Annotated in this window: 9 protein-coding genes and 2 tRNA genes; 5 read left to right on the top strand and 6 right to left on the bottom strand. The window is 64.9% G+C overall.

All coding sequences use genetic code 11. The features are described 5' to 3' along the window. The 4 genes from brxC to VLR48_RS05795 all read right to left on the bottom strand — a co-directional run. Nucleotides 1-2,531, bottom strand: a 2,531-nt coding sequence (brxC, locus tag VLR48_RS05780) for a BREX system P-loop protein BrxC (protein WP_325290866.1), incomplete at its 3' end; no start/stop codon positions are given. Nucleotides 2,532-2,533: 2 nt separating this feature from the next. Further along, nucleotides 2,534-3,094 carry a hypothetical protein gene (locus VLR48_RS05785; protein ID WP_325290867.1) on the bottom strand — a complete coding sequence of 187 codons (561 nt, stop codon included), beginning with the start codon at nucleotides 3,092-3,094 and terminating at the stop codon, nucleotides 2,534-2,536. Further along, the gene (locus VLR48_RS05790) at nucleotides 3,081-3,806 is read right to left on the bottom strand and encodes a hypothetical protein (RefSeq protein WP_325290868.1); all 726 of its coding nucleotides are present in this window, start codon (nucleotides 3,804-3,806) and stop codon (nucleotides 3,081-3,083) included. Before VLR48_RS05790 ends, VLR48_RS05785 begins: the two co-directional genes overlap by 14 nt. Nucleotides 3,807-3,958: 152 nt before the next feature. Next, nucleotides 3,959-4,034, bottom strand: a tRNA-Ala gene (locus VLR48_RS05795). 123 nt (nucleotides 4,035-4,157) lie between these two features. Here VLR48_RS05795 and arsS point away from each other — a divergent pair. Both arsS and VLR48_RS05805 read left to right on the top strand, forming a co-directional pair. Further along, nucleotides 4,158-5,117: an arsenosugar biosynthesis radical SAM (seleno)protein ArsS gene (arsS, locus tag VLR48_RS05800; protein ID WP_325290869.1), complete on the top strand. Its 960-nt coding sequence runs from the start codon at nucleotides 4,158-4,160 to the stop codon at nucleotides 5,115-5,117. Then, complete coding sequence (locus VLR48_RS05805; protein WP_325290870.1) at nucleotides 5,068-5,808, top strand: TIGR04282 family arsenosugar biosynthesis glycosyltransferase; 741 nt, start codon at nucleotides 5,068-5,070, stop codon at nucleotides 5,806-5,808. Before arsS ends, VLR48_RS05805 begins: the two co-directional genes overlap by 50 nt. On the opposite strand, the gene VLR48_RS05810 is transcribed toward VLR48_RS05805, so the two are convergent. Next, on the bottom strand, nucleotides 5,805-6,620 hold the full coding sequence (locus VLR48_RS05810) for a cytochrome C assembly family protein (protein ID WP_325290871.1): 816 nt from the start codon (nucleotides 6,618-6,620) through the stop codon (nucleotides 5,805-5,807). The two genes, VLR48_RS05805 and VLR48_RS05810, sit on opposite strands and share 4 nt — an antisense overlap. A 392-nt stretch (nucleotides 6,621-7,012) precedes the next feature. Here VLR48_RS05810 and ffh point away from each other — a divergent pair, with 392 nt between their 5' ends. Next, nucleotides 7,013-8,419, top strand: coding sequence for a signal recognition particle protein (gene ffh / locus VLR48_RS05815; protein ID WP_325290872.1), 1,407 nt, complete (start codon nucleotides 7,013-7,015; stop codon nucleotides 8,417-8,419). A gap of 270 nt (nucleotides 8,420-8,689) precedes the next feature. Here the strand turns inward: ffh and VLR48_RS05820 are convergent. Next, nucleotides 8,690-8,764: transfer RNA gene (locus VLR48_RS05820), tRNA-Glu, on the bottom strand. Between the two features lie 169 nt (nucleotides 8,765-8,933). On the opposite strand from VLR48_RS05820, the gene pcnB reads away from it, so the two are divergent. Both pcnB and panB read left to right on the top strand, forming a co-directional pair. Then, nucleotides 8,934-10,301, top strand: a complete 1,368-nt coding sequence (gene pcnB / locus VLR48_RS05825; RefSeq protein ID WP_325290873.1) for a polynucleotide adenylyltransferase PcnB — start codon at nucleotides 8,934-8,936, stop codon at nucleotides 10,299-10,301. 104 nt (nucleotides 10,302-10,405) lie between these two features. Then, nucleotides 10,406-11,011 (top strand): 3-methyl-2-oxobutanoate hydroxymethyltransferase (gene panB / locus VLR48_RS05830; protein WP_325290874.1); only part of this gene is annotated, 606 nt, incomplete at its 3' end.

The following is an 11,011-nucleotide window of genomic DNA, read 5'->3' on the forward strand; positions in this document are numbered from 1 at the left end:
AAGTCCGCTTGGCCCATCTTCTGCTGGTCGAGGTCGGCGAGCTTGACCGGTTGACCCTGGGTGCGGGCGCCCAGGTGGCCGCTGACCATCAGCACGGCTAGACCGGCCTGGACCGCGTCCTTGGGCCAACCGAAGCTGCCGCCGCCGAAGTGGGCGACGATCTCGGAGCCCTTCTTGCCGGCACCCGCATAGCTCAGGATGGCCGCGGTGACCGGGTGCTTGTGGGGGTCGCCCGCGTGATTGACCGCACCGAGCGCGCCCGCGCTGCCGTCCTTGGCCTTCTTCCAGACGGTCGGCCAGTTGGCGGAGTCCGCGACATGAAACTGAGGATAGAGCCGGTCAAGCACGTCCCGTGCGGCGTCTTCGGTGGCCTCCTTCAGCGCAATCACCGGTCGCTCCTGACCGCCGGAGAGGAAAAGCCGAGCGCCGACGACGATCTCGCTCACCAGCGATTCGACCTTGGCCTGCTCCCGCGCCTGGCGGGTGACCATGGCCCGGCGTGCCTCCTTGCCCTCGTCGCCGCTGGGCTGCCCCTTGAAGTTGAGGGTCTCCTCCGTGGCCAGCGCGCTGGCCAGGGCGTTCTTCAGGGCGTCCGCTTTGATCTTGGGAATCAGGATATGGATGGTGGCGTCGGCGACGCTGCGCTGCTGGATGTCCTGGATGACGGCCGTCTCGGATTCCTGAAAGCCGTCGCGCACCCAGACCGTGAGGTCGTCGGTGACCGGCGGTGGGCTCATGCCGTGGTGCGGCATGACTTTCCGCTTCACGCGAGCGGTACCGTGCAGCACATTGACCCCGGCCAGCGCCGCCTGGACAGCCTTCGAAAGCAATTGACCGCGCTGGGCCGCAAGCTGAGGTTCGTTGTTCAGGAGCGCCGTGCGCCGGCGGCGGAATTCGGACTCCCAGGCGGCGCCTTCGGTGGTCTGTAGGTGGTACTCGTCCTCGATCTCCATCAGGACGCCGTCGCCGACGAGGTCCTGGACCAGGCCCGGAACCGTGGCGCGCAGCGTAGTGGCGGAGTCGCCCAGGTCATCGGTGAGCAGGTCGGCCAGGTGCTCGGGAGTGGCCCGCACGCCGCTGTCCGCCCCCTCGCGGGGCAGCTTGTTGATGAGGAATACCAGGGCACAGATGCGGCTGCGCAGGGTGCCGTCCGGGCGGGTCTTCTGCTCCTCGATGATCTCCTGGAAGCGCTTTTGCAGCTCCCCGGAGATGACCAGCTCGTTGGCCTGCTGGTCGTAGATGAAATCCGCGGGGATGATGGCGCCGACCGGCCGCTCGGCCACCAGGCGGCACGCCTCGTGGGTGACGCGCAGTTGGGTGCGCATCTGGGCGGCGCTGCCGCTCGGGTCGCAACTGTGCAGGACCTGTTCCCAGAAACGGCGGCGCACCGGCAGGAGGGGATAGTCCGGGACATAGCTCGCGTCATCCTCGGCTCGGGCAGCGAGGCGCGTGGACTTGAGCTGGCGGGTGATCTCGCCGGAACGTTTAGAGACCAGGTCGCTGATCTCGGCCTTGGCCTGCTCCTTCTTCTGCAGGACCACGGTGCGGACGACCTTCTCGACGTCGTTGTCCTTGAGGTGGACCTTGGTGGTGAAGCGCCCCATCAGGCGTTGCAGGGCCGGCGTGTCGGTCAGCGCGCTCTGGCCGGTGCCGACCACCAGCACCCGACCGTCCAGCTCCTTGGACAGAGCCTCCACGACCTCCTGGACGTCGTGGGCGATATCCGGGCTGTTGTTGATGAACTGCTGGACCTCGTCCAGGACGATCACGGTGCAGGGCAGTTGGTCGTTGCGCATCAGTGCGCGGCGCACGACGAGGAGCATCTCGTCGATGCTGATCTCGTCGAGCTTGGCGGGATACTGCGAGCGTAGCGCCTCGCTGACGTTCTTGATGTCGCCCAGGTGGAGGTTGTGGGCGAGGTATGCCTCGTGCAGTGCGCGGGAGGTATAAAGCCGACCCAACTCCTGCGCCGGGTCCTTCCCCGCCTGGCGGATGCGCTCCTGGATGTCCGCGAGCGTCCCCTCGTCGCGCAGGTCCATCAGCAGGCGAGCCACCGACAGGTTCTCGGGCAGACCGACCGACAGCAGGACAATGCCGGCGAGGCGCAGGCGTACACTGCCGACCCCGGCCTTCATGGTACCGCCTGCGCTGTGGAGGCCGGCGCCCTGCTTGCCGCGCGTGCTTAGCTCTTTGAGCAGGTCGACGATGTCTTGCGGCAGGGTTGCCAGGGTGCGCGCCGTGACGCCGCCCGGCAGCGCGAAATCGGTCCAGAGGTAGCGCAGCACCATCACGAGGTGCGATTTCCCGCTGCCGTAGAAGCCGCTCACCCAGGCCGCCTTCTGCTCTTTGCCGAGACTGTCGAGATAACCCTGGAGGATCTTGGCGAGACCCGTCTGGTACTCACCCTGGCAGACGAAGGTGTCCAACTCGTAGCGCAGGGTATCGGGGTCTTCGACATTGTTGCTGGAGACGCCCTCGTTGGCGATCTGCCAGGTCAGGGGGTCTTTCAGGAACAGCTCTCGGTTTTGCATGGTCAGTCGTCCGTGAGGATCGGGGTGGCGAGGTAATTCCAGCCGGTGCGGGCACCGAGGAAGCGATAGGTGTTGCCCTCGCGCTCGCCCGGGAAGAAGAGCACGACGATGCCCGGCAAGTGGCTGTCCAGGGCATCAAGGAGGGCGGAGACGTGGACGAAGTCATACAACTCCATCAGCCCCGAGACGGCGAAGACGGTATTCACCGCGACCGCGGCAGGCACCCCGGCTAGCTCGCCCTTGAGCCGCTCGACGAGGTGCTCGACGAAACCGGGGTCGGCATAGGTCTCGACGATGTCGGGGGCCGCGAGGCAGTCGGCGCGCTCATCGGGATCGAAGGTGTCCATCCAGTCGGCGAACGCGCCGCCGAGATCGATTCGCCGCCAGTCGAGCCCCTCGTCGCGCGTGGCGATCTCGAACTCCGGGATGCGATTCACCAGGCGCCGCTCGTCCTCGGGCGGATAGACGACGAACCAGACGCGCTGGCTCAAGGGGAGATTGCCGCGCGGGGTGAGCGCGACGTGGCGGCGGTAGCTCGCCAGCAGTTGGTCAATGCGTGCCATTCAACAACGCCTCCTCGTCAGGGAGCAGCAGGCCCGAGAAATCGATCTCCGTGACCCCGCCGCCGTGGCGCAGGCGCAGCCAGCCGTTGCGCGAGCCAACGGCGAGGTGCGATAGGATGGTGGACGGGGCGGCCCCCACTAAGGGGGTGAACACCGAGGACACCAGCAGCTCCCCGCGCAGGCCCAGCAGGTAGCCGGCGAACATCGCGTAAGTGCAGGCCGCCGGGGTCGCGACGGGCAGGGTCCGGGTCCGCTTTGCGCTGCCCTTCAGGTGGCCGGTTGCCGCCCAGGTGATCCCGAGCCGCGTGGCGAGGCTGGCCAGCATGACCGGGCTGAAGCGCTCGGGGAAGACCGTCTCCAGGCACGCCACCATCTGCGCACGGGTCAGAACCTCGCCGGGCTTGATGGTCTCGATCAAGTCGAAGCTGGCCCGCAATTGGGGGTCGCGGCAAAAAGCGCAGGTCAGGGCCAGGAGGGGCAGCGACGCGGGGTCTTCCGTGGCGAAGCGACGCAGCACACGGAATAGGGCCAGAGCCGGGTCGAGCCCGTACAGCTCGTAAAGGTGCTTTTCACTCTTTTGGCGACTGGAGAAGGTCGGCTTACCCAGCACATTGTCGTCCAGAATGGCGACGCGGTAGTCCGCGCGGCGGGCAGTGACGGGAACGGCGTCAAACAGCAAACCCAGCTCGGGCAGCATCACGGAGCGTGACATGTGCCCCCCCGAGCGTCGCAGGGAGAACCCGAAAGCGGTTGCATGCGGAGGGATCACCAAGGCGCAGGCGTCCAATTACAGTCCTTGCAGGCAAAGAAAAACCCGCACCTGGGCGGGTTTTTGGGCGTCAGCAAACGGTATGATCGAGTCATTGGTGGAGCCGAGGGGGATCGAACCCCTGACCTCCGCATTGCGAACGCGGCGCTCTCCCAGCTGAGCTACGGCCCCGAGTGTCTGATTGTTTCGGCGAAGATCTGCCCCGATTCTTTTCGGTGAAGACCCGTCGCCGACGGCGCATTGTGCACCGTGCCGGCGTCTCGAAACAAGTCCCGCAACCGTTCCGGAGCCTGCATGCTGGATTCTCTGCCGTTGCTCTTCCCGTCCGACTTTCCCGCGATCGACCGGCGTCGCTTGCAGACCCTGCAGATCAACTTGGGCTACCGCTGCAACCAGAGCTGCCGTCACTGTCATGTCGATGCGGGGCCGAAACGCTCCGAGTCGATGAGCGCGGAGACGGTCGAGGCGGTGCTTGCATTCCTGGACCGACATCCGGTGCGCACGCTCGATATCACCGGTGGTGCGCCCGAGATGCACCCGGAGTTTCGTCGTCTGGCGCGCGAGGGTCGGCGTCGGGGCGCGGAGGTGATCGATCGCTGCAACCTGACGATCCTCTCGGAGCCCGGCCATGAGGATCTCGGTGCCTTCCTGGCTGAGCAAGGCGTTCGGATCGTTGCATCCTTGCCCTGCTATCTGGAGGAGAACGTCGATACCCAGCGCGGCAGCGGCGTGTTTGCGGCCAGCATCGCCGGTCTGCGGCAACTCAACCGTCTGGGCTACGGCGTCGAAGGCAGCGGCCTCGAGTTGGATCTGGTCTTCAACCCGCAGGGTCCGACCTTGCCGCCCGATCAGTGCGCTTTGGAGGCCGAATACCGGGCTGTCCTCGGCGAGCGTTACGGCATCGTCTTCAGTCGGTTGTTGACGATCACGAACATGCCGGTCAAGCGGTTCGGCAGTCTGCTCCAGTCGACCGGACAGTTCGCCCTCTATATGACCCTTCTGAAGGGCGCCTATCGGGCGGAGAATCTCGATGCCGTCATGTGTCGCGATCTGATCAGCGTGGATTGGCAGGGCTTCGTCTTCGAGTGCGATTTCAACCAGATGCTCGGTCTTGCACTCGAGCAGGACGCGCGGCGGCTGCACATCTCGACGCTCGGTCAGGATGCGCTCGAAGGGCTGCGCATTCGCACTGCCGAGCACTGTTATGGCTGTACGGCAGGCCAAGGCAGCAGCTGCGGCGGGGCCTTGGCCTGACGTGAGCGGCCCGCGTCATCCCGATCGCGGGTCGGTGCTCCATCCGAATGCCCGAATCCTGATCTTCGCCAAAGCTCCGATCCCCGGACAGGTGAAGACTCGTCTGATTCCGGCGTTGGGTCCGGCGGGCGCTGCCGAGCTCGCGTGCGATCTTCTCGATCGCCTGGTACGACGACTGTCGGGTGCTCGACTCGCCCCCGTGGAGCTCTGGTGCTCCCCTCATCCGGAGCATCCGCTTTTTCGGGATCTCGCCGAATCGGCCGACGTTGCGCTGTACACGCAGCGGGGCGAGGATCTCGGGGAGCGTCTCAGCGCGGCGGCGGCGGATGCGCTGGGTCGTGCAGAGGCGGTGCTTTTGGTCGGCGCCGATATCCCGGAGCTCGATGCCGACTATTGCGCATCGGCATTGGAGGCCCTTGCGGATTCGGATGCCGTTCTGGGTCCGGCCGAGGATGGCGGTTACGTGTTGCTCGGGCTCAAGGCACCAGCGCCGGCGTTGTTCGCGGACATGCCGTGGGGCGGAGACTGCGTTGCCGCGATCACGCGGCGACGCATCGTTTCTCTGGGGTGGAGCTGTCCGGAACTTCCGACCCTCTGGGATCTGGATCGCCCCGAGGATCTCCTGCGCTATCGTCGCCTCGATGGCGATCGGGCCGACGCGCGACCGAGGGCCGGTCGCGGCGAAGATTAAGCGGTGCGTTGCAGCACCAGCTCCAACACTGCCTTGCTTCCGAAATAGGCAAGGATCAGGACCACGAACCCCCCGAGCGTCCAGCCGATCGCGGTGCGACCGCGCCATCCCTTGCGAAAGCGCCCGATCAGAAGCCCGCCGAACATCAGCCAGGCCAGTATCGAGAGCACCGTTTTATGCACGAGGTGCTGTGCCAGCATGTTCTCGAGGAAGGCGAAGCCGCTCAGCAGGGCCAGCGTCAGCAGCACGAAGCCCGCCGTGATCATCTCGAAGAGCAGGCTTTCCATCGTCTGCAGGGGTGGCAGGGTACGCACGAATCCGCCGGGATGACGGCTGCGTAGATGATTATCCTGCACGGCCAGCAGGATCGCCTGTACCGCAGCGAGGGTGAGAAGGCTGTAGGCGAGCATCGAGAGCAGGACATGGATCTTCAGGGGCCAATCCGCACTCGGGCGCATGAAGTCGACGTCGACGAACGATGCCTCCAAGATCAGGCTCAGGGCTGCGGCCGGCAGGAGCAGCAGGCCGAGGTTCTCGACCGGTTTGGTCAAGCTCGACACCAGCAGCAGGGTGATGATGGTCCAGGTGGTGAGCGCCAGCGCATTGTAGAACCCGAGATTCAGCCCGGCGTGGCTGAAGATGCTGTCCCAGAGCAGCCAACTGTGCAGCAACAGGCCGAGGAAGATGAGCGCGAGCACCAGCGGGCGTTGCGGTGTCCAGCCTTCGGTCTTTCGGAACAAGCGCATGCCGATCAATGCGGCGGCGGCCGAGTAGCAGAGGATGGCGACGATGGCGATGAGGGTATGGGTCATAGATGGAAACCGATGGGCCTAAACCGCGCCCGGCGCGGTATGCGATGTTTGTGGATGGGATCGGCCCCGGCAGACTTGACGACCGTTGGAGCCGGCGCGGTTTAAAATATTAAAAAATAGAGTATTTTAAACCGCGTCCCCGCGAAGTGTCGTGGATTCATCAAACGTCGAGCTCACTCGAAAGTCAGCATCTCGCTCTGGACGCGGTCTAACTGGGACCGCACACGGGGTTAGCGCGAACCTGACGTCGTCGAGACGGGGCCTTGCCGTATCGCCTGCCGATGGCGAGCATTATACTCGGAACTTTCGCGACAGGCCGGGCCGACGCCGGCTTCATTCTGATCGGGTATCCGTGCGGGCATCGTGGCCCGACGAGGATCGAGGTCCATTGCATGTTTGAGAATCTCCAGGACCGTTTCGGCGACGTCCTGAACAATCTGCGCGGTCAGGGCCGTCTGACCGAAGAGAACATCAAAGAAACGGTCCGCCAGGTGCGCATGGCGCTCCTGGAAGCCGACGTCGCCCTCCCGGTCGTGCGACAGTTCGTCGAGGAGGTGCGCGAGAAGGCGCTCGGCGAGACCGTGACCCGCAGCCTGACGCCCGGTCAGGTCATGATCAAGATCGTCAACGACGAGCTGGTCAAGCTGATGGGGCAGGCCAACGAGGCGTTGGATCTGACCGCACAGCCGCCGGCAGTGGTGCTGATGGCGGGCCTCCAGGGCTCGGGCAAGACGACCAGTGTCGCCAAGCTCGCGCGCTGGCTGCAGGAGAAGCAGGGCAAGTCGGTCATGGTCGTGAGCTGCGACGTTTACCGTCCGGCGGCCATCGAGCAGTTGAAGACGGTCGCGACCGAGGTCGGGGCCGAGTTCTACCCGAGCACGCCGGATCAGAACCCGATCGATATCGCCAAGCGCGCACTCGATGCGGCGCGTAAGCACTTCAAGGATGTGCTGATCGTCGACACTGCCGGTCGGCTGCATGTCGACTCGGCCATGATGGACGAGATCAAGGCGGTTCATGCCGCACTGAAGCCGATCGAGACCCTCTTCGTCGTGGATGCCATGACGGGTCAGGACGCGGCCAATACGGCAAAGGCCTTCGACGAGGCCCTGCCGCTCACCGGCGTGGTGCTCACCAAGACAGACGGCGATGCGCGCGGCGGTGCTGCCCTCTCGATCCGCCACATCACCGGCAAGCCGATCAAGTTCCTCGGCACCGGCGAGAAGACCACGGCGCTCGAGCCCTTTTACCCGGATCGCGTCGCCTCGCGCATCCTCGGCATGGGGGACGTGGTCTCCTTGGTCGAGGAGGTTCAGGCCAAGGTCGACAAGGACAAGGCCGAGAAACTGGTCAAGAAGCTCAAGAAGGGCAAGGAGTTCGATCTTGTCGACTTCAAGGAGCAGCTCGATCAGATGGCCAACATGGGCGGCATGATGGGACTTCTGGACAAGCTGCCGGGGATGGGTCAAATCCCCGACCATGTCAAGAACAAGGCCAGCGACAAGGAGATGGGCAAGCTGATTGCCATGATCAACTCCATGACGCCGCAGGAGCGCCGCTTCCCGGCCGTCATCAAAGGTTCGCGGAAGCGTCGCATCGCCGCGGGATCCGGCACCGAGGTGCAGGACGTAAACCGCCTGCTCAAGCAGTTCGCTCAGATGCAGAAGATGTTCAAGAAGATGAAGGGCGGCGGCATGGCCAAGATGATGCGCTCCATGCAGGGACGCATGCCCGGAGGCTTCCCGCCGGGTGGTGGATTTCCGCCGGGCGGCATGCCTCCGGGTGGGTTCCCGATGTAGCTCCCCGGCGCCGGTTGCCGCGCCGCCCGAATACGGCGGTGCCGTTCCGGCTCGGGAGCGCGTGCCTAAGGTTTCGGCTCGGGGATGCTCAAGGGGGGTCTTCGAGGCGATGTCGCCGACCCCGCGTTTCGGGATGGCTCGACAGAGCCCGATCGGATGTGCCCGTCGTGGAGATGACGAAAGGCGCGACGATCAGGCGTCGGAATATTTTTGAAGTCGAGGAAATCGATCGGTCAGCGCGAAAGGCTTTTCGATCATCGAGTTGAGGTTTGGCGCTCCCTAGGGGGTTCGAACCCCTGTTACCGGCGTGAGAGGCCAGCGTCCTAACCGCTAGACGAAGGGAGCAAGTACTGCGGAGTGGAAACGCGTATTATACGCGCATCACGGCGCTCTACAAGCCGGCTGTGACCTTTCTCTTACCAACGGCCGCATTCCCGCGCCCCGTCGTGCTCGGCACCGGGTGTCGCCGTCATGAGTGCGGCCCTCAGCGATCAGGAATTCCTCCGAAAAGGTGATGCAGGAACCTTTCCAAAACACGAGCCCGGACGCGATCGCGGCGACCCCTTTGATCGTGCCTCGGCCCGAGCACGGGATCTCGCGCGCGAACATCAGCGAGAACGCACTCAAGGTGCTCTACCGTCTAAAACAAGAGGATTTTCAAGCCCATTTGGTCGGCGGCGGCGTGCGGGACCTTTTGCTCGGTCACGAGCCGAAGGATTTCGACGTGGCCACCGACGCGACTCCCGAAGAGGTCCGGCAGGTCTTTCGCAACTGTCGTCTGATCGGGCGACGCTTTCGTTTGGCCCATGTCCACTTCGGGCGCGAGATCATCGAGGTGGCGACCTTTCGAGGGACCACGACCTCGGACGGCGACGAGAACGACCGGCAGATGGAAAACGGTCGGATCCTCCGAGACAACACCTACGGCACCATCGCCGAGGACGCCTTGCGCCGGGATTTCACGGTCAACGCGCTCTATTACAACATTGCCGATTTTTCGCTTATCGATTACGCCGACGGGCTCGAGGACATCAAGGCCGGACGGCTGCGTCTGATCGGCGATCCGGAGCAACGCTATCGCGAGGACCCGGTGCGGATGCTCCGGGCGGTGCGCTTCGCCTGCAAGCTGGGTTTTACGATCGAGCCGCAGACCGAGCAGCCTCTGTTCGAGCTTGCACACCTGCTCGCCGACATCGCCCCGGCGCGGCTCTTCGACGAGTTGATCAAGCTCTTTCATTCGGGGTACGGCCTCGGCGTCTTCGAGAAGCTGCGCCAGTACGGTCTCTTCGGGGAGCTTTTTCCGGCGACCGAGGACTGCTTGGCGCGGGAAGATCAGGGTTTCCCCCTCACCTTCGTCAGTCGCGGTTTGGCCAATACCGACAAGCGGCTGAACGAGGACAAGTCCGTCACGCCGGCCTTCCTGTTCGGCGTGCTCCTCTGGGAGCCGGTCCGGCAGCGTTTCGAGGAGTATCTGGCCGGCGGCGAGGCCGCCAACGAGGCGATGTTCCTGGCGGCGAGCGAGATCTGTGCGCGCCAGCAATCGCTCGTTGCGATTCCGAAGCGCTTTTCGCTGCCGATGCGCGAGATCTGGTCGATGCAGCCTCGGCTGGAGCAGCGTGACGGGAAGCGTCCGCAGCGCTTGGTGACGCATCCGCGGTTCCGGGCGGCGTATGACTTCTTGGTCCTGCGCGCGGAGTCCGGCGAGGCGGATCCGGAGCTGGCGGCCTGGTGGACGCGTTTTCAGGAAGCGAGCGGACAGGAGCGCGCGACCATGACCGAAGGCGGAGCCAAACGGCGTCGTCGTCGTCCGCGGCGGCGCAAGACCGGAGACACCGCAGGTTCCGGGGCGGAGCCGACGGGCGTCGTGGAACGCGGCGGCTGATTCTTCGGCCCGTTTTGATCGAGCGCGGGGATCGAGCGCGGGGTGGCGTTGCTCGATCTCGGCCACTATCCTCGCTTCATCAAGCCTGACCTTCGGAGTCGACTATGTCTCTCGCGCCGATTTCGGTCGCCACACTCGCCGGTATGAAGGCGAAGGGCGAGCGTATCGCTTCGCTTACCTGTTACGACGCCAGCTTCGCGCGCCTGCTCGATACCGCGGGTGTCGACCTCATGCTGGTCGGGGATTCGCTCGGGATGGTGCTCCAGGGGCACCGCACGACCGTACCGGTCACCCTCGACCACATGGCCTATCACGCGGCCTGTGTCTCGCGCGCACGCGAACGGGCACTGCTTGTCGTGGATCTGCCCTTTCTCGCCTGCGCCACACCCGAGCGCGCGATCGACGCGGCCGGGCGGCTCATGCAGGATGGCGGGGCGGAGGTCGTGAAGCTCGAGGGCGGGTCGCCGATGCTGGAAACGGTTCGGCGTCTCACCGAGCAAGGCGTGCCCGTGTGCGCGCATTTGGGACTTCTACCTCAGTCCGTGCACCGCATCGGCGGTTATCGTTTCCAGGGCCGGGACCACGCCTCGGCGGAGGCGATCCGGCACGATGCCATCGCCATGCAGGAGGCCGGCGCGAGCCTCTTGGTCCTGGAATGCGTCCCCGAGTCCCTGGCCTCCGAGATCGCTTTGACCCTGACCATCCCGGTC

The sequence above is a fragment of the Thiocapsa sp. genome (genome assembly GCF_035467215.1).
In the GTDB taxonomy this organism is placed as follows: Bacteria; Pseudomonadota; Gammaproteobacteria; order Chromatiales; family Chromatiaceae; genus Thiocapsa.